The organism is Ruegeria sp. YTSA072, from assembly GCF_059610285.1.
In genome coordinates this window covers 271,090-296,464 of record NZ_JBXWNI010000001.1, presented here as the reverse complement: position 1 = coordinate 296,464, position 25,375 = coordinate 271,090, and the positions used below count along the sequence as shown (strand labels likewise).

The 25,375-nt window shown below is 55.2% G+C and carries 28 protein-coding genes and 1 tRNA gene; 14 read left to right on the top strand and 15 right to left on the bottom strand.

What is annotated here, in order from left to right; all coding sequences use genetic code 11:
* Window positions 1–201: 201 nt before the first annotated feature.
* From AC2FIB_RS01460 to AC2FIB_RS01450, 3 genes are all read left to right on the top strand, one after another.
* Window positions 202–1,032, top strand: a complete 831-nt coding sequence (locus AC2FIB_RS01460; RefSeq protein WP_496841595.1) for a class I SAM-dependent methyltransferase — start codon at window positions 202–204, stop codon at window positions 1,030–1,032.
* Between the two features lie 43 nt (window positions 1,033–1,075).
* Entirely contained in the window at window positions 1,076–1,870 is a 795-nt protein-coding gene (locus AC2FIB_RS01455) for a class I SAM-dependent methyltransferase (RefSeq protein WP_496841594.1), read from the top strand.
* 224 nt (window positions 1,871–2,094) lie between these two features.
* Window positions 2,095–3,432, top strand: a complete 1,338-nt coding sequence (locus AC2FIB_RS01450; protein WP_496841592.1) for an alpha/beta fold hydrolase — start codon at window positions 2,095–2,097, stop codon at window positions 3,430–3,432.
* 114 nt (window positions 3,433–3,546) lie between these two features.
* On the opposite strand, the gene AC2FIB_RS01445 is transcribed toward AC2FIB_RS01450, so the two are convergent.
* Together AC2FIB_RS01445 and AC2FIB_RS01440 are read right to left on the bottom strand one after the other, a co-directional pair.
* The gene (locus AC2FIB_RS01445; RefSeq protein WP_496841590.1) at window positions 3,547–3,765 is read right to left on the bottom strand and encodes a GDCCVxC domain-containing (seleno)protein; all 219 of its coding nucleotides are present in this window, start codon (window positions 3,763–3,765) and stop codon (window positions 3,547–3,549) included.
* A 4-nt stretch (window positions 3,766–3,769) separates the two neighbouring features.
* Window positions 3,770–4,093, bottom strand: coding sequence for a hypothetical protein (locus AC2FIB_RS01440; protein WP_496841588.1), 324 nt, complete (start codon window positions 4,091–4,093; stop codon window positions 3,770–3,772).
* Between the two features lie 89 nt (window positions 4,094–4,182).
* Between AC2FIB_RS01440 and AC2FIB_RS01435 the strand changes: the two genes are divergently transcribed.
* Window positions 4,183–4,572 carry a MerR family transcriptional regulator gene (locus AC2FIB_RS01435; protein ID WP_271946491.1) on the top strand — a complete coding sequence of 130 codons (390 nt, stop codon included), beginning with the start codon at window positions 4,183–4,185 and terminating at the stop codon, window positions 4,570–4,572.
* A 189-nt stretch (window positions 4,573–4,761) separates the two neighbouring features.
* Entirely contained in the window at window positions 4,762–5,559 is a 798-nt protein-coding gene (locus AC2FIB_RS01430; RefSeq protein ID WP_496841586.1) for a GNAT family N-acetyltransferase, read from the top strand.
* Between the two features lie 248 nt (window positions 5,560–5,807).
* Here AC2FIB_RS01430 and AC2FIB_RS01425 read toward each other — a convergent pair whose 3' ends face one another.
* The 5 genes from AC2FIB_RS01425 to AC2FIB_RS01405 form a co-directional block, all read right to left on the bottom strand.
* Entirely contained in the window at window positions 5,808–6,482 is a 675-nt protein-coding gene (locus AC2FIB_RS01425; RefSeq protein WP_496841584.1) for a class I SAM-dependent methyltransferase, read from the bottom strand.
* Window positions 6,483–6,656: 174 nt separating this feature from the next.
* Window positions 6,657–7,427, bottom strand: a complete 771-nt coding sequence (locus tag AC2FIB_RS01420; protein ID WP_496841582.1) for a DUF2182 domain-containing protein — start codon at window positions 7,425–7,427, stop codon at window positions 6,657–6,659.
* A 28-nt stretch (window positions 7,428–7,455) separates the two neighbouring features.
* Window positions 7,456–8,076: a DUF1326 domain-containing protein gene (locus AC2FIB_RS01415; protein WP_496736534.1), complete on the bottom strand. Its 621-nt coding sequence runs from the start codon at window positions 8,074–8,076 to the stop codon at window positions 7,456–7,458.
* A gap of 246 nt (window positions 8,077–8,322) precedes the next feature.
* Window positions 8,323–8,517 (bottom strand): DUF1059 domain-containing protein, encoded by a 195-nt coding sequence (locus tag AC2FIB_RS01410; protein WP_496736533.1) that lies wholly within the window; start codon window positions 8,515–8,517, stop codon window positions 8,323–8,325.
* A gap of 31 nt (window positions 8,518–8,548) precedes the next feature.
* A complete protein-coding gene (locus AC2FIB_RS01405) occupies window positions 8,549–8,959 on the bottom strand; it encodes a GFA family protein (RefSeq protein WP_496736532.1) in 411 nt (136 codons plus the stop codon).
* 159 nt (window positions 8,960–9,118) lie between these two features.
* Here AC2FIB_RS01405 and AC2FIB_RS01400 point away from each other — a divergent pair, with 159 nt between their 5' ends.
* Window positions 9,119–10,015, top strand: coding sequence for a LysR family transcriptional regulator (locus AC2FIB_RS01400; protein ID WP_496736530.1), 897 nt, complete (start codon window positions 9,119–9,121; stop codon window positions 10,013–10,015).
* Between the two features lie 55 nt (window positions 10,016–10,070).
* On the opposite strand, the gene AC2FIB_RS01395 is transcribed toward AC2FIB_RS01400, so the two are convergent.
* The 5 genes from AC2FIB_RS01395 to AC2FIB_RS01375 all read right to left on the bottom strand — a co-directional run bounded on the left by AC2FIB_RS01395 (window position 10,071) and on the right by AC2FIB_RS01375 (window position 15,417).
* Window positions 10,071–11,303 (bottom strand): flavin-containing monooxygenase, encoded by a 1,233-nt coding sequence (locus AC2FIB_RS01395; protein ID WP_496736528.1) that lies wholly within the window; start codon window positions 11,301–11,303, stop codon window positions 10,071–10,073.
* An 820-nt stretch (window positions 11,304–12,123) separates the two neighbouring features.
* A complete protein-coding gene (locus AC2FIB_RS01390; RefSeq protein ID WP_496841579.1) occupies window positions 12,124–13,533 on the bottom strand; it encodes a DUF5906 domain-containing protein in 1,410 nt (469 codons plus the stop codon).
* Window positions 13,530–14,465 carry a PriCT-2 domain-containing protein gene (locus AC2FIB_RS01385; protein WP_496841577.1) on the bottom strand — a complete coding sequence of 312 codons (936 nt, stop codon included), beginning with the start codon at window positions 14,463–14,465 and terminating at the stop codon, window positions 13,530–13,532. Before AC2FIB_RS01385 ends, AC2FIB_RS01390 begins: the two co-directional genes overlap by 4 nt.
* Before the next feature lie 366 nt (window positions 14,466–14,831).
* Complete coding sequence (locus AC2FIB_RS01380; RefSeq protein ID WP_496841575.1) at window positions 14,832–15,020, bottom strand: helix-turn-helix domain-containing protein; 189 nt, start codon at window positions 15,018–15,020, stop codon at window positions 14,832–14,834.
* Between the two features lie 310 nt (window positions 15,021–15,330).
* A tRNA-Leu gene (locus AC2FIB_RS01375) sits at window positions 15,331–15,417 on the bottom strand.
* A gap of 144 nt (window positions 15,418–15,561) precedes the next feature.
* Between AC2FIB_RS01375 and AC2FIB_RS01370 the strand changes: the two genes are divergently transcribed.
* Both AC2FIB_RS01370 and lipB read left to right on the top strand, forming a co-directional pair.
* Window positions 15,562–16,221 carry a DsbA family oxidoreductase gene (locus tag AC2FIB_RS01370; RefSeq protein ID WP_496732971.1) on the top strand — a complete coding sequence of 220 codons (660 nt, stop codon included), beginning with the start codon at window positions 15,562–15,564 and terminating at the stop codon, window positions 16,219–16,221.
* Window positions 16,222–16,260: 39 nt separating this feature from the next.
* Window positions 16,261–16,917, top strand: a complete 657-nt coding sequence (gene lipB, locus AC2FIB_RS01365; protein WP_496732970.1) for a lipoyl(octanoyl) transferase LipB — start codon at window positions 16,261–16,263, stop codon at window positions 16,915–16,917.
* A 298-nt stretch (window positions 16,918–17,215) separates the two neighbouring features.
* Here the strand turns inward: lipB and AC2FIB_RS01360 are convergent, their stop codons facing one another.
* Window positions 17,216–18,163: a cation diffusion facilitator family transporter gene (locus AC2FIB_RS01360; RefSeq protein WP_496732969.1), complete on the bottom strand. Its 948-nt coding sequence runs from the start codon at window positions 18,161–18,163 to the stop codon at window positions 17,216–17,218.
* Between the two features lie 84 nt (window positions 18,164–18,247).
* Between AC2FIB_RS01360 and AC2FIB_RS01355 the strand changes: the two genes are divergently transcribed.
* The gene (locus tag AC2FIB_RS01355) at window positions 18,248–18,673 is read left to right on the top strand and encodes a MerR family transcriptional regulator (RefSeq protein WP_496732968.1); all 426 of its coding nucleotides are present in this window, start codon (window positions 18,248–18,250) and stop codon (window positions 18,671–18,673) included.
* 11 nt (window positions 18,674–18,684) lie between these two features.
* Here AC2FIB_RS01355 and AC2FIB_RS01350 read toward each other — a convergent pair whose 3' ends face one another.
* Entirely contained in the window at window positions 18,685–19,104 is a 420-nt protein-coding gene (locus AC2FIB_RS01350) for an HIT family protein (RefSeq protein WP_496732967.1), read from the bottom strand.
* Between the two features lie 289 nt (window positions 19,105–19,393).
* On the opposite strand from AC2FIB_RS01350, the gene ctaD reads away from it, so the two are divergent.
* From ctaD to AC2FIB_RS01330, 4 genes are all read left to right on the top strand, one after another.
* A complete protein-coding gene (gene ctaD, locus AC2FIB_RS01345) occupies window positions 19,394–21,067 on the top strand; it encodes a cytochrome c oxidase subunit I (protein ID WP_496732966.1) in 1,674 nt (557 codons plus the stop codon).
* A 148-nt stretch (window positions 21,068–21,215) separates the two neighbouring features.
* Window positions 21,216–22,244, top strand: coding sequence for a bestrophin family protein (locus AC2FIB_RS01340; protein ID WP_496732965.1), 1,029 nt, complete (start codon window positions 21,216–21,218; stop codon window positions 22,242–22,244).
* A gap of 105 nt (window positions 22,245–22,349) precedes the next feature.
* Window positions 22,350–22,949: a 2-hydroxychromene-2-carboxylate isomerase gene (locus AC2FIB_RS01335; protein WP_282118722.1), complete on the top strand. Its 600-nt coding sequence runs from the start codon at window positions 22,350–22,352 to the stop codon at window positions 22,947–22,949.
* Between the two features lie 44 nt (window positions 22,950–22,993).
* Window positions 22,994–23,488, top strand: coding sequence for a DUF2244 domain-containing protein (locus AC2FIB_RS01330; RefSeq protein WP_282118866.1), 495 nt, complete (start codon window positions 22,994–22,996; stop codon window positions 23,486–23,488).
* Between the two features lie 21 nt (window positions 23,489–23,509).
* Here AC2FIB_RS01330 and AC2FIB_RS01325 read toward each other — a convergent pair whose 3' ends face one another.
* Entirely contained in the window at window positions 23,510–23,995 is a 486-nt protein-coding gene (locus tag AC2FIB_RS01325) for a GatB/YqeY domain-containing protein (protein WP_058274249.1), read from the bottom strand.
* A 183-nt stretch (window positions 23,996–24,178) separates the two neighbouring features.
* Between AC2FIB_RS01325 and carA the strand changes: the two genes are divergently transcribed.
* Window positions 24,179–25,345: a glutamine-hydrolyzing carbamoyl-phosphate synthase small subunit gene (gene carA / locus AC2FIB_RS01320; protein ID WP_496732964.1), complete on the top strand. Its 1,167-nt coding sequence runs from the start codon at window positions 24,179–24,181 to the stop codon at window positions 25,343–25,345.
* The last annotated feature ends 30 nt before the right edge of the window (window positions 25,346–25,375 follow it).

Sequence of the window (25,375 nt, the reverse complement as noted above, 5' to 3'; positions counted from 1 at the left end):
GAAAAGAAAATTGGTGCCGGCCTTGGATTGAGCGCCAAGTTTTCCAAACAATATGAGTCACCGATTTGACGACTGAATCCGACCGCTTTGGGCTCGAAGCGGTTATTCGCGGCACTCGGCGTGTACGACTGCGATGCGGACGAAGCTGACATTTCGGAAAACTGCGTGTACCCTAGCTGCATCGATTAGAGAGGCTGCGTAATGACTAATCCCAATGAAGTCGCGCACCATTACCATTCCGGTCACCTGCTACAGCAGATTTCTGCTGGTTGCGCAGCGCTGAACCTAACCCCACCATTTTCTCAAGACGCCTTGGCTCCAGTTGACGAGTTTCACATTGGTGGGCGCCTCGCAACCGAACCGTTTGTGAAGGCTCTTGGCCTTACGCCCGAAAGCCGGGTTATCGATTTTGGATGCGGTCTCGGCGGTCCGGCACGCTATGTCGCGGCAGCTACCGGAGCGCACGTAACTGGCGTTGATTTGACCGCTGAGTTTGTGGAAACCGGAAGGACACTTACAGAATGGACCGGGTTATCGGATCGGGTTCAACTTATCGAAGGCAGCGTGCTCGATTTGCCGCTAGATGCTGGTTGCATGGACGCCGCTTACATGATCCACGTTGGAATGAACATCGCGGACAAAGTAGGCATAGCGCGCGAGGCAAAACGGGTCCTCAAGCCAGGAGGAATCTTTGCAATTTACGATGTGATGCAAGTCGGAGAGGGACAAATGGACTATCCGGCGCCTTGGGCTTCTTCCTCAGATCAAAGTGCACTTGCACCACCGGAGACGTATGAGGCTGCTTTGAAGTCCGTTGGTTTCGAGGTGCGTGACCGGATCGACCGCACTGAATTTGCCAAACAGTTTTTCGCCGATCTGGCTGCCGCGCAAAGCCGGGCAGATGGCCCTCCACCGCTGGGTCTTCATCTTATCATGGGCGATGATACGGCGCTTAAGGTTCAACACATGGTTCGGAACATCGCCGGCGGATTGATTGCTCCGATTGAACTCCACGCTTGCCTCACAGAGTAACAAACCACTCTATACGATCGGCGAATACCAGAAAGGTACGGTGATGGCTGCAGACAATTTCCGACTGACCAAAGAAGCTGCTCTCAAATACGACAGCCATAGTGTACCCGCCATGTTTGGACCACTGGCGCAAGCGACGATGGAGAAGGTTAACCTCCGCAATGGCGCGCACATCGTAGATATAGCCTGCGGCACTGGCGCTTTGACACGTGAGATCGCCAAGACTTTGTCTGGCAAAGGACGCATTGTCGGCGTGGACCTAAACGAAACGATGATAGAGGTTGCGCGGGCTAACCAACCAGAATCTGATCATACTTTTGAATGGCACGCCGCGGATGTATGCAACCTGCCCTGTAAAGACGGCTCGTTTGACTATGCTTTCATTCAACAGGGCCTGCAGTTCTTCCCCGACAAACCGGCAGCCTTGACAGAAGTTCACCGCATACTGCGTGATCAAGGGCAGCTCTTTCTGACGTGTTGGCGCGCTGTGTCACCATTTAATGGGGCGCTTGCAGACGCCCTCGAAAGACATGTTGGCCCCGACGCAGCGACCAAGGCGAAGGCGCCGTTTTCGTTCCGCGATGGAGACTTAATTTCGAACCTTCTGACCGACGCAGGCTTCCAAATCAGCCGTCATGACGCCTTGGTGCTTGAACGCCGTTTTGAAGACCTGCGGGCACAAATCATGGCTCTGCCGATTGAGGTGGACCTCAGAAAGGCGGGAGACAGTATTGCTGAAGCGGTTGTGGCAGAAGTGGCCGCTAAGCTGGCCCAGTACGATAGATCCGGCGTATTGCACGTTCCACAAGAAGCGCATCTTTTCGTCGCGGAAGCGTGAGCGGACGTTCGTTGCGGGCTGAACCAAAGACAGCAGTGCGGACAATGCAAACCTCCGGTTTTTACCTGATTATGACAATCCTTGCATGACGCACGTTGCGCTCAACTAAAGAGATCATTGACCGATAGGCCAATCGAACTTCAATATGATCATGCGCTGGCTCCGTCGCGAACCACATTGAAAACACGGCGGAGTATTGGCCAGAGAACGACTGGGAGGGGCGCATGACTGCCAATGTGGAGACCCTTTTCACCGAAAGCGACGGGCTATCCATCGCCTATCAAGTTTGGGGCGATGGGCCGCGCAATCTTGTGTTGGTCCCCGGAATGATTTCGCATCTGGAAGCGTCCATGGAAAATCCGGGCTACCTGCAGTGGATGACAGCTCTCAGCTCGGTGGGAAGATTGGTGACCTTCGACAAACGCGGCAACGGCATGTCAGACCGCATTCAGGGGACACCAACCCTTGAAGAGCGCGTCATGGATATAGAGGCTGTGATGGATGTCACTGAAATGACCTCAGCCACGGTCATTGCTTTCTCCGAGGGGGCTTCACTTGCCTGTGTCTATGCCGCAATGCGCCCCGAGCGCGTCGAACGTCTGGCTTTGTGCGGCGGGTACGCTCAAGGTCGTCTTACTCGCGGTTACCTGACCCCTGAAAGCCTAAAAATCGCGTTGAAGCAGTTCCGCGAGAATTGGGGGAAGCTCTATAAACCTCACCCATTCTCGGCTTTTGGCCCAAGTGAGGACGATGCTGAAGCTCAGGAAGCATGGGCGCATTTCCAAAGGATGAGCGCGACCCCTATTACAGTCGCTAACCTGTTCGAATTGGCTGCCCGGATAGATATCCGGGAATTGCTGCCTTCTATTTCACAACCCACTTTGGTCATACATCGCGAATTTGAAGAACCCAACGGGGCTGATTGCGCCCAGGATTTTCTGCGTTTGATGCCATCCACTAAATACAAAACCATACCCGGCCACGAGCATGTGCCATGGGAAGGCGACGTGGACAGCTACGCGGCCGCAATCGTCGAGTTTGTTACCGGCGAAGCACCGGCGACGATCCAACCCAAGCGCACCCTTGCTACCGTTCTGTTCTCAGATCTCGTCGCGTCCACCTCACAACAAGCACGTATCGGTGATGAGAATTGGCGCGACCTTATGAACCGCCACGATGACGTCTGCGCAAACCAGATCTCTCGACACGGTGGTCATCTGGTGAAATTCACCGGCGACGGCGTGCTGGCGACGTTCAGCTCTCCTACAAGTGCGCTGGCCTGCGCTGGTTCTTTACGTGAAGCATTGTTTGCAATCGACCTTAACGCCCGCTTCGGCGCTCACACAGGTGAGATTGAAATTCGCGGCGAGGATATCAGCGGCCTTGGCGTGGTCATAGCCGCTCGGGTGATGGGCCAAGCCCAGGAAGGACAGGTTTTGGCCTCCGATCTCACGCGGCAACTGATGCTTGGTGCGCCGTTCGAGTTTCAAGACTGCGGAGAGCACGAGTTGAAGGGCGTTCCAAATTCTTGGAGACTGCACGCGGTCAGCCCTACGAACTAAACAACTCGGAACGCTGGCATTGCCTACTGGTCTTTACCACGCGATCCGATTGTCGGCTTTGGGCTCGGTTCGGTCATTCGTGAAATGACTGCGCAGCGGACAAAGCAGACTTTGTCATCCGCAACAACTATCGCCATTCTGGATCGGCGGACAAGGCAGCGTGGCATAGGAGCAGTAGACACAACAGTCCCCTTCCAACGGCTTCAAGACCGCTGCGCAAGACTTGCATTCATAGAACCACTGGCAAGCATCCGTCGGCATTATTTCGGTTTCGCTGTGACCACATTTCGGGCACGTCAGGGTGCTTTCAAGCACTACAGTTTGCTCTGTCATTGTTTCACATCTGCATTATCAGGTAATCGTTGATCCGGGCCTCGTTAAAGGCGACGACCCAAGCTAACGCGGTGATTGCGGTCGTCCCCGAAAGCCACCATTTCAACTTTGTTAGGGAACCGCGCTGATAAGATACCAGCCACGACATAGCGACAAGCGCCGTCGAAATCGCCAATACGTAGTAGCTTGCGGCCGCGATCTTTCCGAAAATGGCCAACCAACTGCCTCCTAGTCCCAGCAACATCATTGTCATGGGCAATACACAGCAAGTCGCGACGCCGAGTGCTGACAGTGATCCCAGATAACTAACGCTAAGGTACTTTTGCATTTCATTCCCCTGACTAGTTGGAGTTGTCGAAGTGTCAGCCTCTCGTATAACTTCTGTAGTCGCTACAGGATCAAGACGGGAAAACTCACATGTTTGCGATTGGGGAAGCATCCCGGCAAAGCGGTGTCGGCATTGAAACGATCCGCTACTATGAACGCGAAGGGATCGTGCCCAAACCAGAACGGGCACCGAATAACCGGCGGATGTACTCCGCGCACGATGTTGGAAGGCTTCGTTTCCTGAAAAAATGCCGTAATTTGGGCTTTCCACTAGCCGATACAAAGACGCTTCTCAGCCTGTCCGAAGGCGACGGAGAGGATTGCCGATCTGTAAAAGAGCTGGCTGAGCTTCATATCTTCAATGTGCGTGAAAAGATAAACGAGCTGAAGCGATTGGAAGCGGCGCTGAACGAACTCACAGCCAACTGCGACAGCGGGAATGTCTCTTGCCCTATGCTCTCAAAACTGCGTACCGACTAATGAAACTTTGGGCTCGGTGCGGTCATTCGTCGAATTGTCGTGAGTAACCGTACTGCGGACATGGTTGACGTTCACCCTCGACCAATAACTCTCTTTTCGTCGCGGTCTCGCGTCTGACGTGCGCTTGACGACGCAACTCATATCAAACGATCATCGGCGAACCATTTTGCGGCGCCCAAAGGATAACCCATGGAAGTATTTGGAAGTGATGCACAGCGACGCATGTCGACCATGGGTGAGCACCTTATCCAGCTATTGGGTGATGACCCTCGATTTTGTAGCCATGGGCGCGGTATTCAAATTGTCAACGAGTACAACGGGGCTTTGGATGATGCCGTTGCAATGGCCCAAGTACTTGGCATCACGGCGATAGAAAGCATACCGCGTCAGGAGGTGGCAAAGACGCGAGAAGTCATTGAAAGTCAGGGATTAAAAACCGACACAATAGCTTGTTATCTTGGCGGCCTAAACTGTGTTGACATTGCTCGGAAAATAATTGCCACACGGGCGTTGCCCGAGGATTTGACCGTACGTGTGATTGATCGAGACTCTCCGCCAGAATGGCTTGAAGCTTTCGCAGAAGTCGCGATGAGCCACGGTGTTCTGCCGCCAATAGGGCCGGTTATGCGAGGATTGTCTCGCCCTGGATTTGCGATGGTCGTCTTTGACAGCTCAGGTGCTCCCGTTGCAACCGCAGGCTCAGTTCTGTGCCATCCGCCCAGCAGTAGGCTGCATCGTCGCGCTCAATGGGGGCAACTTTCGACCAAGCCTGAACGCATGGGTGAAGGTGTAGCAAAAGTCTTGGGGGCCAAAGCTATGATACACTCTCATGAAAAGCTTGGCGCAACTGGGTTCAAGACAGGCATTGCCCCGGGCAACGTTGCATCAGCACGGTTGTGCGAAAGACTTGGCTTGGAGGATAGCGGCAGCGACATAGTCGCGATCATCGACCCGAATGTATACTCGGAAGATCGGTTGACCAAGTGAGCCATTCGGAAGTTTGTTGTCGCGTTATATCAACGAAACTCGCGCGAACCTGACTGAAACTTCTTAAAAAACTAAGATTAGGACGAGTTCTAGCCTGCATTGGGCTAGTTGTAGCCGCTTGCCGGAGGTTACTGGCCAATTGCTTTGCCGAACCCAAGGCCGCGTCCATGATTTCATCGAATAATCTCCAAGGATCGCTATGTGGGCACAATTGCTATACGGAGCTGGATCTCGCGGTATGGCAGCCGTTAACAGGAAACGATAAAGTGGTATGCGGCGCAGGGCTGGTGTAAAACGATCTTCCCATCAAGGGTTTCGACCGACCGGTTGAATGCGTCTTCCACGTCGGAAGAAACCTTTTCATAAGCTCTAGAACGATCTGGATCCGGCCAAACAGTCTTTTCCAGGAACGCTTCGAAAGTCGGATATTCACGAGTAAGGACGTACTCTTTTTTGTTTTCCAACAGAAATCCGTCTACTCCGTCCAAGTGGTTAAGTGTTTCGTGAGAATGCGTTCGAACTAGGGTTTCGTCTTCCACCAATCGTACAACGTCAAACATTGTCCCATAAGGATAGGGCTCCACTATGTGCAACCGCCCACTGTTTCCAAGAACGCGGTGAATTTCAGTGAAAGCGTTGTGCTGAACCTCCACTGGAATGTGATGAAGAGAGAAGAACAAACACGCTAGGTCCTGCGAACCCGATTCGAGAGGTAGGTCTTCAGCAGCCCCAAGCCTGACGTCGATGTTTTTTGGTAGATTTTCTTTGGCTTTAGCAACTTTGCCCGGATCGATTTCTATTGCGATGACTTTGGCTCCTGCAGCGTACAAGTCTCGCGAATAGACGCCGTCACCCGCACCAACATCGACGACCTGAAGCCCTTCAAGTTCGCATATCGATTTTAGGTGATCGATGTGAGTCATTGCCAACTCCAGAAAATCTGAATGGTCTTGCAACAGTTTAGCACACCAGTTCCCCTATTTCCGCTTAGGGTTCGGAGCGGAACTTAAACTCCCGCAGAAATTGCTTGCCCGGTGACGTGTTGAAGATCGCTCTACGGTGGCATTTATCCAGCCTGTGAATGCACCAACGTTTCCTCAGGCGAGCATGATCAGCCACCCGCCCCAGACAATCAAAACCACGCCCAATCCGCGGCTCAGAAACCGCCCGAATGGCAACGTCTTTTCTGCCAACACTACGATTGTAAGTACGGCAATCCACGGCAGGTTCATGACGCCCAACACAAACAACAGCACCATCAGCATCCAGCAGCAGCCAAGACAGTAGGCCCCATGGTGAAGCCCCATCTTCGCGGCACCCAGGGTTCCCTCGTGCCAATGAGCTATCAAAAAACTCACGGGCGAGCGGCAATGCTCTAGGCAAGCGTTCTTGAGCGGCGTCCATTGGAACAACCCGGCAAGTATCAACATCACGCCGCCCACGGTCGGCGCAACCCTCCCCATCATTGAGGAAAGCGCGCCACCAGTGTGCAGCCACCAATTCAATACAGTCGCCGCCAGCGAGAACCCCAGCCAAACCAACAGATACCCCGCCACGAAGCTGCCCGTTGGCACGAAGGGTCGCCCTGCCTCCTCCCGCTTCGCGCGGACCCGCTCGTAGATCATTACGGCGGGTGTAACTGAAGGCAGCATCATCGCGAACATCATTACCGCCCACATGACAAGCATGAAGACAAAATCCGCGACGGACCACTGCATCATCATCGGCATGGCCATGTCGCCAACCATCGTCATCGAGGACGAACCAAGCCCGAGGTAAATTGTATAGGCCCACGCCAGCGCCGTGAGCGCGGCTAGCGCTGCCAGCACCAGCGCCCGATCTCGTCGTGCAACTCCTACAGCATTCATTATGACGGCCTGACGATCCGGCCCGGCCTCAGCCGGCCCAAGCGACTTGTCCGACCACACCCGACCGGCCCGTCCAGGTCACGGGCATATCCGCGTCATTCCAGGTGGTTCCTTCACTGGGGGCCAGATCACCTTCATGCCCTTCATGCCCGAAGGCCAGGCTGAACGCGGCGTTCTGCAGTTTCATCTTGTTGCCGAGGTCATTGACCAGACGACGGGATTTCATCTCGCCCACACCTGCCACGCTTGCAGTTATTTCGCCATCGGCCTCGGTCACGCTGATCCCGGCGCGTTTGGTCGGAAGCCAGGTCGACAACAGGCTTGCCGGCACCTCCATGCCGCCACCAGACGCACCCTGCAAGATAGTCTCCAATGCCGCCGCCTGCGCATCGCTGGCGTTTTCGTCAATGTACACTCGCCCGGTGCCGTTGGCGTCGAACAGTGTCGGCCCGGGGAAATGCAATGAGACAATCGCGTTTTGGCCAGAAAGGTCCACGCCTTCATGAGAGCCCTCGCTAATGCGTATCAACAGGGACGTCGCGCAATACCTTTGGTCCAAGAGCATAAGGTCAGCTTGTCCGAACCAGCATGGGCATAGCATGTTGCAATTGCAGGTTTCGACGAGTTCCCCTGAAACATTCCAAGACATGATTTCTCCTCCCATCCCATATTTTCCACGGAGGCATTTTAGCAGAAAGGCTGCTTTTCACCAATCAACCAGAAGGTTAACCATGTCTCCTCAGGGCTCAGAGCTGCCTATCCCTACAGCTTGCATGATTAGCTGGTTGGCAGCCCATGCCGGTCCTTCTCAACAAAGTCGCCATTCGTCACCAAGCGATCCAAATCGAAGTTCAAGGCCGATATCTCGTTGGGCGTCGAAGCCCCACTGATCTTATCAAGCTGGCTTAATTAATGTTTCCAAGTATGCCCGAGTGTCGGCATCCCATGAACTGGGGTTCTCTCCATGAGCGACCACCGCGTGGAGCTCCATGAGTTTCCATACTTCATCTTTGGTCGCTGCGATCACTTTGCCTGGGCAGGCCTCCATGCCCTCGCAATCCTTGCAGGCATATGAATAAACAGTGTTCATCGCTTTCTCCTCCGTTCGCTCGGAAAGTTGATTAGAACTCAGGAAACGTCGGCAGCCCGTCGTCGAGTTTTATCCATGGCTGCTGATGTGAGACGAAGACGTGGGCCTTGGGCTGCGCAATCGATGGGTCGTCCAACGTTACAGCAGAAAACCACGCATCAGCGCTCCAGTCTTGGCCATCAACTTCATTTAGGGCGGCATAGGTCAACGTCGTTCCACAGTCCCGACAAAACCCGCGACGAATACCCGGAGTTTTCTCCATGTGTTGGATTTCGCCTTTGATAACGGCGAAGTCTTCGGTGGCTACCTTAGCCCAAGTTGCAAAGGCGCCACCAAGAGCCATTTGACATGAACGACAATGGCAATGTCCCGACCAGACAGGTGGTGTCGCGATCTGGTATCGAACAGCACCACAGTAACATCCACCTTGAATTTTTTCCATCGTATCAAGATCTCCCGGCATGCGGCTAGGCTGACATCCGTGATGAAGCCTATACCTACTTTTCTTGGAGCTTATAAACAGATTTCGATATGAATATTGTCAAGAATGCCGATATCATACGACTCAAATAGTCTAACCAAACATTAGAAAATCTACAGTATGGATTGGTTGCACCTTCCCCCGATGAACGCTTTGCGCGCTTTCTCAGCAGTTGCGGAAGCAGGGAGTTACACCGTGGCGGCTGAACGCTTGAACGTGACCCAAGCGGCTGTCAGCCAGCAGGTGAAATCGTTGGAAAGACATTTGGGTGTAGCTCTCGTTGCCAGACGTGGGCGCAGCATTGAATTGACAGAGCCAGGCATCATTCTTTCACGTGAACTGGGTATCGGCTTTGAAATTATCGGAAGGGGTGTCGAACGACTGGCGGAACATGCAGCACACCGTCCCGTTCAAGTGACCATGTCACCAGCATTCGCGGTGGAGTGGCTATTGCCGAGAATGGCAGAGTTTCAACAACAACATCCAGAGATCACTTTGATGCTGAACCCAACTTCTGAACTGGTTCAGATAAAGCCAGGTGGTATCGATGTCGCCATTCGGTATCACGATAGACGCATGCCAAGAAAAAAAGAGGATACTGTCCTTGTTTCCGACATGGTCGTGATCGGAGCACCTTCACTGGTGGAAGGCCAAGATCTGCGTGACCCGGCCTCATTAACGAAGCTGCCCTGGTTGCAGGAACTAGGCACCAACGAGGCGGCCGACTGGTTCACCTATCATGGGGTCGTACCTCCCGAGCCATTGACCATAAATCACATGCCTGGGAACCTGATCATGACTGCGGTTCGCCGGGGTGACGGTATCACGTATTCTGCCAGAGCTTTTTTCGAGGACGATCTGTCATCTGGTCGGATGATTGAGTTGTTCTCTCAGCCACTCTTCGGCGTCTATTACATCCAGACTCAAGCAGAATTTCAGCGTCCCGAAGCTGAGGTGTTCGTCAACTGGCTTATATCTCAGTCGCAAGTCGTCTCGGCAAACACGTCCGAAAACTGATCCAGTTGCAGTTGGAAACCTTCGAACCAAGCTAGGCTCGAGGCTGTCGCGCACCTCATTTGTTCGAAGTGGAAACCAAGTGATCAACTACGTACGCCGCGTCCTCGCCCACGCCATAAAACAGGCCAGACCCTTGTGTATGCATCCAATGCAGTCCGCAGAAGTACAGGCCTGCTATATCCGTAGTACCTCGCTCATATAGCGGATAGCCAGTCTCATCGAAGACTGGCAAGTCGATCCATCCAAAATCGCGGTGAAACCCAGTTGCGTATATGACGGTTGAAACATTTGCTGCAGCCAAGTCGAAGAACGGTGGTTCAGGTTTCGGCTGCCAGTTGATCGGGACAACAATTTCCTTGGGATCATCGAGTCCATTCTCTGCAACAAACGTGTCGATGCTCTCCATTTCCGCGCGACACACATCGTCCACTGCCTTGAGCGTCTCTTCAAGTCCGCCCGCCAAAATCAGACACCCGTCTTGAACACCCTCAATCTTGCTGTGTAGTTTGACCCCGTCGAGCGCCATCTGGCGCAGATCAATAATACGACCACCCTCTCGCCCAGAGAGATGTGGATGGGCTTTGAACCGGATAGCTGTCCCTTTGGGATGGTCCTTTACCGCCATATTCATGTACCCAGTCGCCAAGTCCCATTCAAAAATGTCGCGACCCCTATAGCGACGTGGGATGCGGCCAGCACTGCCCACTGCAAGATGTACGTCGCGCCCGGATAAGTGCAGATCCTCAGCAACCTGACACCCTGACTGACCACTTCCAATAATGAATACCGCACCATCCGGTAGGCTCGCTGAGTTGCGATAGTCACACGTATGTATGCCAGTAACCCTTTCGGGCAGATCGTAATGCCAACTTGGTATATTTGGGTGTTGATGCGTGCCGACGGTGACGATCAAGTTCTGCGCTCTGATTTCGCCATCTGATGTGGTTAGTTTGAACCGACCCGGTCCTGCACTTGCCTCGATTCTAGCCACCTCGACGCCCCCTCGATAGGGCGGACCAAAACTTCTCGCATAGTCTTCGATGTATTTGACGATCTCATCGCGGAGCATGAAACCATCGGGATCATCCCCATCGTAATGGAAACCTGGAAGTCGGCAGAGTTTGTTAGGAGAGACCAGGCAGAACGAGTCCCAACGGTTACGCCATGTATCGCCAATCTGCCCGCGGTCCAAAACAACGTGGTCATGACCAGCCTGCTTTAAGTGCCAGCTAACGGAAAGACCAGCTTGACCTCCGCCCACAACCACAGTGTCAATCAGGGTGTACATAGCAGCAAACCTCTCTATGAAACTCTATCGGCGACAGTTAGTTGCTTCAACGTATCAATGTCCGCTCAGGGCTCGAAGCCGCCGTTCGCTGCACACCGGTCCAACGTCCGCTTCGACACGACCCTTAGGGCTAGTCAGCAATTCTGAATGTCTCTTCGGTTCCGGAAGTTCACCGATACTTTTGGATACCCAACATATCCCGATGAGTGACTGCACAAACGCCTTTTTGCGTGATTAGGTTCTAAGGCATGTCCCTAACGTGCAAACCAAGCGACTGGCCAAACACTGACGGACCGCTTTAGTCAGCTTCGCAACAGAGAGGAAGAGTTGTTGCGAAGCTGTCGGGTTCCTTTCGCAATCGAGCTGCGGATGCATTACAGCCTCAATTGGGTTTTTAGAGAAAAAATTTTTGCGAGGAGCTCTTCCAAGCAGGCACCCGGCGATTTAGTCGACCGGGGGGGGTACCCGCCATGGTGCTTTTCTACCTTTGGTTTCTCAAAAACCCCTCCAAGAAGGTATCACGAAAAGCACACCTAATAAGTAAAACATGACTGCTTTACAATGCTTTACGGTAATACAAGCATGAGATTACGAGGGGATGGGGGAAGTCAAAAACTAGTCGATAAATCTATGAACCAATCAAACCAATGAATATCGCCCAACTCCTTTCACGCGAGTGCACACCCCCCTTTTTTAGAGAGGGGGAAACCACTAACAAGGAGTTTGGCCAAAATCAGTGCTTTTATCGGTTTAAGGCGCGTTTCAAACCAATCAATCCAATGAAAAAGGGCCAATATCTAAGTTGGCCCTCCTAATTTCTTTATGACAGGTACTTGGTCAAATCTGCCTCGGCGTCTTCCCAATCAGGAATTTTCACCTGCCTCGGCTTGCCCTTCGGTTTTTGAAATTCCATCCCTTCGCACATAGCTCGCATGTCGCGCCAGAAAACTTTGTCGTTGGGGATGTCGTAGCGGTCGTTCTTTTCCGCCCATTTCACGAACCAGCCGTAGAACGTCGACTTGTCGATCCACTCCTTAGTCGCCACGCCGGGAGGCGCGCTGATGATCTTGCGCTGCGCGATGCACCGAGACCACCATTGACCGGTCGATTGCATCGACTGCCGTTTGTTCGTCAGGTACAGTTCCGAGATCGGCCTGTCGCGCACGATGTTGAAGCCGTCGAGATCGAGGTCCAGCAGATACTCCAGCACCACCTCGAAACCTCCATCCTCCAGCCACGAGTTCAGCCCATCCCAATACTCAGTGTTTCCCTTGTTGGTGGGCAGCGCACGCACCATCGCATAACGGCGATCTGAACTGCCGATGTGGGCCGCATGCTCGTGGTTGGACGTCATCAGGAACGACATACGATTTTCCGTCTCGAAGCTCGGCACACCCTTCGGCTCGACGCGCATGGTGTCGTCGGTCGCGAGGGTCTTCAACGCATCTGCACCTGCCTTGTTGCCTGCGAACATGATCTCATCGCCGTGGACGAACAGAGCACCTGCCAGATGGTCTGTGAAGCGCCCTGTCACGTCCGAAGCTTTGGTCGCCTTTCGAGCATGGTGGCCGAACAGCTTGCGCATGATGCGGCCCAGCGTTGACTTGCCGGTGCCTTCCTCCTGACTGATCAAGAACAAGATCACGTTGGCGCGCTCGCAGGGGTTTTGGAGGGTGTAAGCGCACCAATCCTGAACATATTCCCAATCTTCGCCGAAGGTGGCTTGCAGATACTCGACGAAGGGGGTCTCGTCGCCGGTGCACTTCTCGACGCCATAGCCGCGCCAGAGGTTAACCTTGTCGCCGAACACCTCACCTGCCTTGTTGTCGATGGTAATGCCGCTATACAGGCGTCGATCATCGCAACGCAGATACACAACGTCAGGTGCCTGCCCCATCGCTCGCGGCGTCAGAGGTGCGACCAAACCTGCAAAGTCCTGCCGCTTGTAGAACCGAAGCTCTTTGCCTTCCCATCGTGCAAACCGCAGACTGCCTTCCCCACCGATCAGAAACCACTCTTGATTGATCTCCGCGACGACGTCGTTTGCTTGATCTGCGTTAACCTGCCGCTCGCGCTGCTGCACTGACTGTTTCAGCGTGCGCTTGGTCATGGTGAGGCCGCGCGAGCGGCACTCCTCCAGCAGCACGTCGATAGCGGTGTCGCGCATCAGCGGGTCTAGTTCGATGATGTCGATCACGCGGCCCTGTAGCCATTCAAATTGCTCAGTCATTTGCGCTCACCTGTTTTCAGCATCTCACGAAGGCGCGCGGCCTTGGCGATATGTGCCTCTGCTAGTTTCTTGCCTTGTTGTCTGGCCTTGGTCGCCCGTGCCTTGCGCATCCATTCCATGCGGTCGAAGCCGTTCTCGCAGGCATGATGGAGAAGCGTGAAGAACGTCGCGCCGCCCTTCGTCTTGTACGTTCCCCACTGGATGTCGTTCTCGCGGTCGTTGAAATGGTTACTGAGACGCGACCAGCGCTGCCAGTGATCCGCCACGTTCCACGAGACGTACATCTGCAGTTGGTGCAAGCACATGCCGATCAGCGTCCACTCGTCCCGGTTCTCGACAAAGGAGCGAGGCAACTTCGACAGCATGCCGCGCAGGCAGCGCTCTTGATCGGCTTGCGACAGGTCCTTGAACCAATGGCCATCCCATTTGCGTTCAAATTCCAGCGCGTGCCGCTCGTGGTCGAGCACCTTACCAGCGTCGGCCACACCCCGGCGCGCGATCAGTCGATCTATCACCTCGTCGTCGCGCGGGATGCCGCCGTGTGACATGAGTTCCGCCAGTGGCGTCGGCACGGTGAAGGCTCGACCGGAGTAAGCGTAGAAGCCGACATTGTTGATGTCAGATATCTTGCAGCGCTTGTTGTCGCCGTCCTTGCGAGGCATGACGATCCGCAGGCCCATCCCTGACGGTGTCACCTCCGCCGGTCCTACATAGTCGCCGATGATGTCCGCGCACCAGTCAAGCTCGTAGCCGTCCTCGTCGAGGCAGTTATCGAGATCGATGCCGACGTACAGGCTGTGCGCCCTCGGCAGGTAGCCAAGCAGCACGTCCTCGCCGTATTCGATCATCATATCGTACTGACGACGAGCCTCCTCGTATGTCGACTTGAAGGTCTGAGCAGGGACCGGCGCGTGACCGGTCTTGACGTCCATCGGCTGCTTGTCGTGCTTGCCCTTCTCCTCGTTTCAGATAAGAGCAAACAAACCCCAATTGCGCTCTGTAGACATCACAGGTTCGCGATTGCGGCCATTATTATTATGAGATAACATTATAAATCTCCTTTCCGGAGTTTAAATTCACAAGTCAAGGACAGGCCCATCACTCTCTGAGCGGTGGGCCTTTTCTTTGATAGTGCGAGGTCTTTTTCGAGAGTGAGGCGAGCTTTCACTGCGTCGTCAAACTCGGTTAAATATCCCGCGTGAATTTGCTTACCTTCGTGGAGGACGAATGCGCGCCACTTATTGAGGCGCGGGAAAACCGATACGCTTGGGCAACCTGACGTGCTATTCTTGTAGAGCTTAGTCATTGCCGCCCCCACTGATCGTGTCGATCACAGGGTGGCCAATGGGGTAATAGCGGACGAGGCCGCATATCTCGACATGTTCCGGCCCTTTCTTGTCGCGTCTCCAGCGTCGCAGCGTTTCGCGCGACACATTCAACTCAGTGGCCTTTTCGTCGATGGTTAATAATTGTAGAGGGGTAGCCATAGGGCGTCTCCAATAAGGAGACCTGTGTCTGACTGACTACCTCACGCCTCTGGAGGCGCTTCCGTCCCGTAACCCTTCTACCTTCTGCCTTCCATGGATGGCACGCGAACCAGACGCGCCCATCCCCTGCAACCTTCCGCTGTCTGCAGGGCAAATCACCCTGTTTGCACAATTCGGATAAGATCATGACTGCCATGCCCTCCCCATGCAAGCAGAAATTTCACAAAGAGTTTCATGGCGGGAAAAGTGGCGGTAAGCCTGTATATTTTTCCTACAAATATCTGATTTTATAGGATTTATTTAATAATTATGGTGCGGTCGAGAAGACTCGAACTTCCACGGGTGTTACCCCACAGCGACCTCAACGCTGCGCGTCTACCAATTCCGCCACGACCGCACTGCCAATGACTTGGTTGAGGGGCGTATAGACGGTGGCGAACAGGATGTGAAGAGGCAAAAAACAAGCCGATTTGAATTCCGCGGTGCCATCCTTATCTGTACTGCAGACAGAGTTTATTTCCCCCTTCCCCGGAGCCCGCCCATGACCGCGCAAGATCCCCGCCCAATTGTCCAGATTGATATCGTCTCAGACATTGTGTGCCCCTGGTGCATCGTGGGGTTTCGCCAGCTGGACCTGGCTTTGAAAGAACAAAACGTGCTGGCTAATCTCAGATGGCATCCTTTTGAGCTGAACCCCAATATGCCGCCAGAGGGCCAGAACCTGCGCGAACATATTATGGAGAAGTATGGCTCTACGGTTGAGCAGAGCCAGCAGGCCCGCGATCGGCTGACCCAGATCGGCGCCGAGCTTGGCTTTGCGTTCAACTTCAATGACGACAGCCGGATGGTGAATACTTTTGCAGCACATCAACTGTTGGACTGGGCCGAAACGCAAGGCCGCCAGCATCCGTTGAAGATGGCCCTGTTCGAAGCTTACTTTACCAATCAACAGGACGTATCCCAATCGGAGGTCCTGCTTGATGCGGCCCAAGTGGCGGGTCTGGACCGGGACGCTGCCCATGCGGCTCTGACTTCGGGCGATCACATTGCGCCGGTTCGCCAAAAGCAGCAGTTCTGGACCAGCCGTGGTGTTTCAGGTGTCCCGTCAATGGTGTTTGTTGGCAAGTACCTGGTGACCGGTGCGCAGGGGGCCGAAACCTATTCGGACCTGTTGCAGCGGTGCCTGACCGAGGCTGCGTGACCTCTTTTCTTCGCACTGCCCCGGCGGTATGGAGCACTTATGGAATGGAAGATCACTGACGGGCTGACCGATTACAATGACGCCGTCGCCTTCATGGAGGCGCGCGTGGCTGCAATTGCGGCCGGAGAAGCGGATGAGTGTGTGTGGCTGCTGGAGCATCCGCCGCTATACACCGCTGGCACGTCAGCCCGGATCGAGGATCTGACCGACCCGGATCGCTTTCCGGTCTTTGAGGCCAAGCGCGGCGGTGAATACACCTATCACGGCCCCGGCCAGCGCGTGGCCTATGTGATGCTGGATCTGAACAAACGCGGCAAGGATGTGCGTCGTTTCGTCAAGCAACTGGAAGAATGGGTGATCGCAGCGCTGGCCGAGTTCAACGTGCATGGTGAAATCCGTGACGGTCGCGTCGGTGTTTGGGTGCGGCGCAACGACAAACCACTGACCGCTTCGGACCAACCTGCCGAGGATAAGGTAGCGGCGATCGGATTGCGCCTGCGCAAATGGGTCAGCTTCCATGGCATCTCGATCAATGTCGAACCTGACCTCGAGCATTTTTCAGGTATTGTCCCCTGCGGCATCACCGAACATGGGGTTACGTCGCTTGTCGATCTGGGGTTGCCGGTCACCCTGGTGGACGTGGACACGGCCCTGCGGAAAACTTTTTCAGAGGTTTTTGACCTCGATAGGGCCTGAATCGATACCCGCGAATCGTTCAGAGTCCATATGCTGTTAACAATATCGCGATTTTTGGCAGCTCTGTTTCCACATTGGGCCGAAATTTCCAAATATTTACAGTTCAAAATGAGCAAATTAGCCAAAAGCTCACTCAAATAGATACATCCTGCGTGTTTGGGGGTAGTATAGACTTACCGTTCTTAGAGTGAGTGGTGTGTTAACCGGTGATCTTGGGTCATCCCGAGTAATCGGAAAGGTATTAGTTAACGAGTCTGCCGTTCCGACCCCAAATCGGAGCGGCAATTCACATTCAACTCTATGGATTCTCTTCTGTACGCCCGAAACGTGACGACCCGACACACGCGCGGTCGATCTGCTCAAGCTCAAGCGTGGTGTGACCAATGGCAAATCGGTCGCGGAGCGAATGTCTGACGCTGGCTCTCACCCCTTCCGCATCAGCCCAGACCGCCGCGTCCACGACCAGATGGGCCGTTAACGCAGGCTCTCTCTCCTGCATGCTCCACAAGTGGATATGGTGAACCTCGGACACTCCGGGTATGTCCTCGATGGCCGAGGCAACTTCTTCCGGGTCCAGATCGGGGGGCGCTGCCATCATCAGAACGCGGATCGTTTCGCCAATTTCACTTTTGACATGCCACAGTATGTAGACCGAAATCAGGATCGTGACGGCGGGGTCTACCCATGTCCAGTTGAACAGGATCACCGCGGTGCCGGCAATAATCACAGCCACCGATCCCAAGGCGTCCGCAACATTGTGCAGAAACGCCGCCCGGATATTCATGCTGTCCTTGGCCATCGAGTAAGTTAGCGCAGCCGTGACAAGGTCCACAATTAAAGCCAGCGCCGCGATCCAGACGACCATCCAGCCGTTGACCGGCTCAGGCTCAAAAAACCGCATCACACCCTCGTAGAACAAGTACACCGACAGCACGACCAGAGTGGTGTAGTTGACAAGCGCGGCTACGACCTCGGCCCGGCCATAGCCGAAACTCATGCGTGGGTCGGCAGGTCGGCGGGCGATTTTGCGGGCAAAAAAGGCGATGACCAACGCGATGGCGTCAGAGAAATTATGCAGGGCGTCAGCGATCAACGCCAGCGACCCTGAAAAAATGCCCCCAATGACCTGTGCCAGCGTCAGGAACATGTTGACGGCAATGGCCCAAGCAACGCGCGCGTCTCCTGCCTCCGGGTCTATGTGATGGTGCGCGTGGCTGTGCCCCTTATGAGAGTGATCATGTGCCATCTGAAATGTGTGTCCCTTGTTACGGCTGCACATTGCATGTAATTCCTCTAGTAACTAGAGGTTCAAGAGCCCTGAGGAAAAAAGATGTATTCAATTGGGTTTCTGTCGCGTCATACGGGGGTCAAGGTTCCGACCATCCGGTTTTATGAAGACAAGGGGCTGTTGCCGCGTCCGGACCGAACAGCGGGTAATCAGCGCCGGTACAACGACACTGCATTGAAACGGCTGCTTTTTATTCGCCATTGCCGCGATCTGGGTTTACCGCTGACCGATGTCGTAGGTTTGCTGTCTCTGGAAGGCGCGTCTGGCCGCGACCTTAACCAAGCGCATGAAATTGCCGAAAGGCAGCTGGCCGACCTGCGGGACCGTATTTCCCGCTTGCGCAGCCTTGAGGCCGAACTGACCCGAATTTCCAAAGCCTGCGATGGCAAGCACGACCATGTCTGCGCCGTGCTTCACGCATTTGGAGATCACAGTGAGTGCGCGGGGCCACACGCGCACTCGAAGTAACTGCTTGCCGGTCAGCTCAGCGCGGCTTTGATCTTTTCGGCATGCTGCGCGATCAGGTCGAAATCGCCCATCGTTCCGGGTGCCCGCACGGCAACACCATCATGGCGTGGCAGGATATGGAAATGCAGATGGAACACCTCCTGCCCTCCGGCGGCCTCGTTGAATTGCTGGACCGTGACCCCATCCGCATCGAACGCTGCAACGACGGCCTTGGCCATTTTCTGGACCGTTGCGGTCACAGCAGCCAGTTGTGCAGGCGTTGCATCCAGAATGTTGCGGCAGGGGGTTTTAGGGATCACCAGCAGATGCCCGTCCGCGCGCGGCATGATATCCATGAAAGCCACCGTATCGTCATCTTCGTATACTCGGCTCGAAGGGATTTCTGCGCGCAAAATCTTGGCAAAAATATTCTCGGGATCATAGGCGGTCATTTCAATTCTCCGATTGACGCGTTGCCGACAGTTCTGCGGCGCACCCCGGCCCGGGTCAAGCGGGGAACGCAATTCCCAGCCGCCCCCTTGAATTCGGGGCGCTGATACCCAGATGAATGCGGAATTTGATGAAAATTTCGTGGGTCGCCCTCCTGCCCGCGACAATTAATCTTGATCCAGATCAAACTCGACCATTGAAGGTCGTCCCCCCGCAATCTAAAACCAGCAGGAATCCCGCGCGTTGGAGAGGTCCAACTGCGCGGTGCAGTTGCAACAGGAGGCACCTATAATGGCAGACGCAGCCATTCATGGTCACGACCATGAAGACCAGCGCACATTTTTCCAGCGCTGGTTCATGTCGACCAACCACAAGGACATCGGGATTCTATACCTGGTCGTCTCGGCACTTGCCGGTCTGATTTCAGTTCTGATGACTGTTGTCATGCGGATCGAATTGATGGAACCCGGGGTGCAGCATATGTGCATGGAAGGCTTCCGACTGTTCGGTAGCGGAGCCGAGCTCTGCACCCCTAACGGACACCTGTGGAACGTGATGATCACCTATCACGGTGTTCTGATGATGTTCTTCGTGGTCATCCCCGCGCTTTTCGGCGGATTTGGCAACTATTTCATGCCGTTGCAGATCGGTGCACCGGACATGGCTTTCCCGCGGATGAACAACCTGTCTTTCTGGCTTTATGTCGCTGGTACGTCGCTGGGTGTGGCCTCGTTGCTGAGCCCCGGTGGTAACGATCAGCTCGGTTCGGGTGTAGGCTGGGTTCTGTACCCGCCGCTGTCGACGACCGAAGGCGGCATGTCCATGGACCTTGCGATCTTTGCCGTGCACGTATCGGGCGCCTCCTCGATCCTCGGCGCGATCAACATGATCACCACCTTCCTGAACATGCGTGCCCCGGGCATGACCCTGTTCAAGGTGCCGCTGTTCAGCTGGTCGATCTTTGTCACCTCGTGGCTGATTCTGTTGTCCCTACCGGTTCTGGCGGGTGCGATCACCATGTTGCTGATGGATCGCAACTTTGGCTTCACCTTCTTTGATCCCGCCGGTGGCGGCGATCCGATCCTGTATCAGCACATCCTGTGGTTCTTTGGCCACCCGGAAGTGTACATCGTGATCCTGCCTGGGTTCGGCATCATCAGCCACGTCATCGCAACCTTCTCGCGCAAGCCGGTCTTCGGTTACCTGCCGATGGTTTGGGCGATCATCGCGATTGGTGTGCTGGGCTTTGTCGTGTGGGCGCACCACATGTACACCGTTGGCCTGTCACTGCGTCAGCAGGCGTACTTCATGCTGGCCACGATGGTCATCGCGGTGCCGACCGGGGTTAAAGTCTTCTCATGGATCGCGACCATGTGGGGCGGTTCGATCGAGTTCAAGACACCGATGCTGTTCGCCTTCGGCTTCCTGTTCCTGTTCACTGTTGGCGGTGTGACCGGTGTGGTTCTGTCGCAGGCCGGTGTGGACCGTGCGTATCACGACACCTATTACGTGGTTGCGCACTTCCACTACGTGATGAGCTTGGGTGCCGTGTTTGCGATCTTCGCGGGCGTGTACTTCTACTTCTCGAAAATGACTGGTCGTCAGTACTCGGAATTCTGGGGCAAGGTTCACTTCTGGCTGTTCTTCATCGGCGCTAACCTGACCTTCTTCCCGCAGCACTTCCTGGGCCGTCAGGGCATGCCGCGCCGCTACATCGACTACCCTGAGGCATTCGCCCAGTGGAACTATGTATCGTCGATTGGCGCGTTCATCTCGTTTGCCTCGTTCCTGCTGTTCTTCGGCATCGTGATCTACGCCCTGCTGCGCGGCGCGAAAGAAACACGTCCGAACCCGTGGAACGAATACGCGGACACGCTGGAATGGACCCTGCCTACCCCGCCGCCCGAACACACGTTCGAACAGCTGCCAAAGCAGGAAGACTGGGATAAAGGCCACGCCCACTAATCCCGGCAATATAGACTGACAAAGCCCCGCAGATGCGGGGCTTTTCATTTTTCACGCCTCAAGAATTAAACAACGCTGGCATAGACTTGCCCGAGAATAAGCCGCTAGACTGATCTGCAATCGCTAATTGCGCAGGACCCGGTCGGTCATGATCCTTCACGACGGAATTACTGTACGACAGATGGTCAAGGGCTCCTTTGGCTTTATCTGCATCGTGCTGACATGGACGCTGCTGGTTGTTCTGGCGGACGAGCTCACGACAATCGAGCTGATCTCGAACCCCAGCCCGCCCGTCACCATGCTCGGGCTCGCAGTGGCATTCTTTCTGGGCTTCAAAAACACATCTGCCTTTGCGCGCTGGTCCGAAGCGCGCAGCATCTGGGGCGAGATCGTCAATGCCAGCCGGGACTGGGGCAACACTATTAGCAATCTGGTGCTGCCCGACGGCACACCGATTGATCCTGCGCTGCGCGACGAACTGATCGAACGTCACATCGCGTGGCTCAATATGCTTGCCTTTCAGCTGCGCCAGCCCTCGCCGACAGGACGCAGCCGACGCCCATGGATGTTTGGGCACAAACCTATTTCTGACCGAACCGAGTTGCATCAAATGCCCGAATGCTGGCGCGAACGCCAGTTGCCAATCGACTTGGCAAGGCTTGAGGGCAAGAGCAATCGCGCCGCCTATCTGTTGTTTCTTCAGGGCGAAAAGCTAGCAGAATTGGCACGCAGCCGCGGCATTGACCCCTATTGGCACGTCGCCCTGATGGACCGCCTCGCCCGGTTTACGACGACACAGGGGCAATGTGAGCGCATCAAGAACACACCGTTCCCCAGACAGGTTGCCGAGGTCGGTCGCGTCTTCAGTTGGATCTTCATCTTCATGCTGCCGCTGGCGTTCAACGACGAGCGATCAATCATCCCCGGGGCAGATATCTCCGTATTGCAGCTTGTTATCTTCGACTGGCTGACATTCGCGCCGGTTGGGGCGCTGGTCTGCTGGATCTTCTTTGTCACCGAGCGCGTCAGCGCTTCGATGGAGGATCCATTCGAAGGGGATGTGACTGATGTTCCAATCTCGGCCCTGTGTCGCAGCATCGAGATCGACTTGCGGCAGATGACCGATTGCGGGGTTGCGCCGCAACCCGCGCAACCCATCGAAAAAGTTCTGTTTTAGAGCGACCCGATTTGGCGCATCCGCAACGCCATTTCAGGGTGCGTTCGATAATCTGCCCATTTTAGGGTATCATGTATCCAGAAACCCTGGGATCGGAGCCATCAGATGCCCGAAATAGATTTTTGGTTTTCCATCGGTAGCACATACAGCTTCCTGACGATCATGCGCCTTGATGATTGGTGTGATGAGCATGACGCAACCGTCAATTGGCGACCGTTTAACGTGCGCACCGTGATGTCCGAACAACAGAACATTCCCTTTGCAGGCAAACCGGCCAAATCCGCATATATGTGGCGTGATATCGAGCGGCGCGCCGCCAAGTACCACCTGCACGCAACGCTTCCTGCACCCTACCCGATATCGGATCTTGCGCTGGCCAATCAGGTTGCCGTGCTGGGTATGGCGGATGGTTGGGGCAAGTCCTTTACCCAAAACCTGTACCGCATCTGGTTTGAAGAAGGGATTGAGGCGGGCAGCGAAACAGCGCTGTCAGAAGCACTGCACCGGTGTCAGCAGGACCCGCGCCTGACCCTTGCACGCGCCCGCAGCCCGGACACGATCTCGGCCCTTGAAACCGAAACAGAACAGGCCACAAAGCTGGGCGTTTTTGGCGCCCCCAGCTTGGTCGTCCGCGGCGAGGTTTTCTGGGGCGATGACCGGCTGGATGACGCGTTGTCGTGGGCCAGAGTTGGGCACGTCATCTGATCTTTCCTGTTAGACACCGGCAGGTGCTGCGCTATTTTTGCACCATGCCGTATCGATGGAATCAAACCTCAAGTTCCGAGCAAGAGTTGCGCCTGTGGCCGCATAACTCTCTGCCCCCACGCTGGGCGATGCGTGTGGTGTTGGCGGTCTTCCTGTTTGGCTTAATTCCCCTGATGGCTGTTCTTGGGTCGGTTTTGCTTTGGGGTTTGCTGCCATTCATGCTGTTGACCGTTCTGGGACTGTGGTTCGCGATCCAATCCAATTACCGTGCACGCAGCGTTTTCGAGGTGTTGACCTTGACCGGCTCGCAGGCCCGTCTGGTGCAGCATCACCCACAACGGGGGCAGCAGGAATGGTCCTGCAACCGCTATTGGGCGCGTCCCGAAATGCATGAGCGCGGCGGCCCGGTCCCAAACTATGTCACACTGACCGGTGACGGCCGCGAAGTTGAAATCGGCGCGTTTCTGTCTGAGGAAGAGCGCATTTCGCTGTTTGATGAGCTCACAAAAAAACTGCGCGAACCTGTCGCGCAGCCTTAGCATCTTAGCAAACAATAATGCCTAGCAGCTGCCGCCTGGTGCAGCGCAGAGCTGATCTTTGACCATCGGGCCAACCTTGCCGAAATCCATCTGGCCGGTGTAACGGGTTTTCAGCTCACCCATCACTTTGCCCATGTCGCGGATCGAACCGGCGCCGGTGGCCGTGATTGCGGTCTGAATGGCCTTGCTCACCTCGTCATCGTCCAATTGCTTGGGCAGGAATTCCTCGATGACCTCGACCTCGCGCAGTTCCCGTTCGGCAAGATCCAATCGGCTGCCCTCTTCATAAGCGCGGGCGCTTTCCTTGCGCTGCTTGGTCATTTTACCAAGAATTTCAAGCACCTCTGTATCGCCGCAGCCTTTGGCTTCTTCGTTGTCAGACGCGCGCGAGGCGATGTCACGGTCCTTGATCGCAGCATTAATCAGGCGCAGCGTCGACAGACGCTCGGCATCCTTGTCTTTCATTGCTTGCTTCAGGGCAGTGTTCACCCTTGATCGCATATCCATATGTTCTGTCCATCCCCATGGCAAAGGAACCCCGACCATATCGAAACAAAAAGCGCGATACAACAGGGGGTGCATGTGGTTAACTTATTGATTTTAAACAATAGCCTAAAAATTGAACAGACTTGACCCGAGCGTACAACCCCCTTAGGTATGCGCCGGTTTACCTTGCAGGAGAGTCGCGCCATGGCCCAGAACGCCCCGTCCAAGCCCACCGCATGTCTGGCATTGGCCGACGGTACATTGTTCTACGGTATGGGCTTCGGCGCCACCGGCCAAACCGTGGCTGAACTGTGCTTTAACACCGCCATGACCGGATACCAGGAAATCATGACCGACCCCTCTTATGCGGGACAGATCGTGACCTTCACCTTCCCTCATATCGGCAATGTCGGCGTGAACCCCGAAGATGATGAGACTGGCGATCCGGTTGCCGCCGGGATGGTGGTCAAATGGGATCCGACCGAGCCATCGAACTGGCGCTCGGCCGAGGAATTGAAAACCTGGCTCGCCCGCCGCGGCCGCATCGCCATCGGCGGTGTGGACACCCGCCGCCTGACCCGCGCCATCCGCCAGCAAGGCGCACCTCATGTCGCGTTGGCGCATGATCCCGACGGTAACTTTGATATCGAGGCACTGGTCGCCGCCGCGCGCGGCTTTGCCGGTCTGGAAGGTATGGATCTAGCCAAAGAGGTCACCTGCGCCCAAAGCTATCGCTGGGACGAAATGCGGTGGGCCTGGCCGGACGGGTACAAACGTCAGGAATCTCCGGTTCATAAAGTTGTCGCCGTAGACTTTGGCGCAAAGCGCAATATCCTGCGCTGCCTCGCCTCGGCCGGATGCGACGTCACGGTTCTGCCTGCAACGGCAACGGCCGCCGAGGTGCTGGCCCATAATCCCGATGGCGTGTTCCTGTCGAACGGCCCCGGAGACCCGGCAGCCACCGGTGAATACGCCGTGCCTATGATCAAAGAGGTTCTGGACGCCACCGACCTGCCCGTCTTTGGCATCTGTCTGGGACACCAGATGCTGGCACTGGCTTTGGGCGGCCATACCGTGAAGATGAACCACGGCCACCACGGGGCCAACCATCCGGTCAAAGACCTGGATACCGGCAAGGTCGAGATCACCTCGATGAACCATGGCTTCGCTGTGGATGGCCAGTCCCTGCCCGACGGAGTTGTGGAAACCCACCGCTCGTTGTTTGACGGGTCCAACTGCGGCATCCGCATGACCGATCGCCCTGTCTATTCAGTGCAGCACCACCCCGAAGCCTCGCCCGGCCCACAGGACAGCTACTATCTGTTCGAACGCTTTGCCGAAGCAATGGCAGACAAGAAAGCGCAGGCTTAACCACTTCATCGTATAGTGTTAACGCGCTGT

Bases quoted from the DNA above. Each gene is read 5' to 3' on its own strand.
- AC2FIB_RS01335 (WP_282118722.1), top strand. From the start codon at position 22,350: ATGCCCGAAATAGATTTTTGGTTTTCCATCGGTAGCACATACAGCTTC.
- AC2FIB_RS01395 (WP_496736528.1), bottom strand. From the start codon at position 11,303: ATGTACACCCTGATTGACACTGTGGTTGTGGGCGGAGGTCAAGCTGGT.
- AC2FIB_RS01430 (WP_496841586.1), top strand. From the start codon at position 4,762: ATGGAAGTATTTGGAAGTGATGCACAGCGACGCATGTCGACCATGGGT.
- AC2FIB_RS01350 (WP_496732967.1), bottom strand. From the start codon at position 19,104: ATGACCGCCTATGATCCCGAGAATATTTTTGCCAAGATTTTGCGCGCA.
- ctaD (WP_496732966.1), top strand. From the start codon at position 19,394: ATGGCAGACGCAGCCATTCATGGTCACGACCATGAAGACCAGCGCACA.
- AC2FIB_RS01415 (WP_496736534.1), bottom strand. From the start codon at position 8,076: ATGTCTTGGAATGTTTCAGGGGAACTCGTCGAAACCTGCAATTGCAAC.
- AC2FIB_RS01330 (WP_282118866.1), top strand. From the start codon at position 22,994: ATGCCGTATCGATGGAATCAAACCTCAAGTTCCGAGCAAGAGTTGCGC.
- AC2FIB_RS01390 (WP_496841579.1), bottom strand. From the start codon at position 13,533: ATGACTGAGCAATTTGAATGGCTACAGGGCCGCGTGATCGACATCATC.
- AC2FIB_RS01370 (WP_496732971.1), top strand. From the start codon at position 15,562: ATGACCGCGCAAGATCCCCGCCCAATTGTCCAGATTGATATCGTCTCA.
- AC2FIB_RS01360 (WP_496732969.1), bottom strand. From the start codon at position 18,163: ATGGCACATGATCACTCTCATAAGGGGCACAGCCACGCGCACCATCAC.
- AC2FIB_RS01340 (WP_496732965.1), top strand. From the start codon at position 21,216: ATGATCCTTCACGACGGAATTACTGTACGACAGATGGTCAAGGGCTCC.
- AC2FIB_RS01435 (WP_271946491.1), top strand. From the start codon at position 4,183: ATGTTTGCGATTGGGGAAGCATCCCGGCAAAGCGGTGTCGGCATTGAA.
- AC2FIB_RS01450 (WP_496841592.1), top strand. From the start codon at position 2,095: ATGACTGCCAATGTGGAGACCCTTTTCACCGAAAGCGACGGGCTATCC.
- AC2FIB_RS01325 (WP_058274249.1), bottom strand. From the start codon at position 23,995: ATGGATATGCGATCAAGGGTGAACACTGCCCTGAAGCAAGCAATGAAA.
- AC2FIB_RS01355 (WP_496732968.1), top strand. From the start codon at position 18,248: ATGTATTCAATTGGGTTTCTGTCGCGTCATACGGGGGTCAAGGTTCCG.
- AC2FIB_RS01440 (WP_496841588.1), bottom strand. From the start codon at position 4,093: ATGCAAAAGTACCTTAGCGTTAGTTATCTGGGATCACTGTCAGCACTC.
- AC2FIB_RS01410 (WP_496736533.1), bottom strand. From the start codon at position 8,517: ATGAACACTGTTTATTCATATGCCTGCAAGGATTGCGAGGGCATGGAG.
- AC2FIB_RS01425 (WP_496841584.1), bottom strand. From the start codon at position 6,482: ATGACTCACATCGATCACCTAAAATCGATATGCGAACTTGAAGGGCTT.
- AC2FIB_RS01420 (WP_496841582.1), bottom strand. From the start codon at position 7,427: ATGAATGCTGTAGGAGTTGCACGACGAGATCGGGCGCTGGTGCTGGCA.
- carA (WP_496732964.1), top strand. From the start codon at position 24,179: ATGGCCCAGAACGCCCCGTCCAAGCCCACCGCATGTCTGGCATTGGCC.
- AC2FIB_RS01455 (WP_496841594.1), top strand. From the start codon at position 1,076: ATGGCTGCAGACAATTTCCGACTGACCAAAGAAGCTGCTCTCAAATAC.
- AC2FIB_RS01445 (WP_496841590.1), bottom strand. From the start codon at position 3,765: ATGACAGAGCAAACTGTAGTGCTTGAAAGCACCCTGACGTGCCCGAAA.
- AC2FIB_RS01460 (WP_496841595.1), top strand. From the start codon at position 202: ATGACTAATCCCAATGAAGTCGCGCACCATTACCATTCCGGTCACCTG.
- AC2FIB_RS01400 (WP_496736530.1), top strand. From the start codon at position 9,119: ATGGATTGGTTGCACCTTCCCCCGATGAACGCTTTGCGCGCTTTCTCA.
- AC2FIB_RS01405 (WP_496736532.1), bottom strand. From the start codon at position 8,959: ATGGAAAAAATTCAAGGTGGATGTTACTGTGGTGCTGTTCGATACCAG.
- AC2FIB_RS01380 (WP_496841575.1), bottom strand. From the start codon at position 15,020: ATGGCTACCCCTCTACAATTATTAACCATCGACGAAAAGGCCACTGAG.
- AC2FIB_RS01385 (WP_496841577.1), bottom strand. From the start codon at position 14,465: ATGGACGTCAAGACCGGTCACGCGCCGGTCCCTGCTCAGACCTTCAAG.
- lipB (WP_496732970.1), top strand. From the start codon at position 16,261: ATGGAATGGAAGATCACTGACGGGCTGACCGATTACAATGACGCCGTC.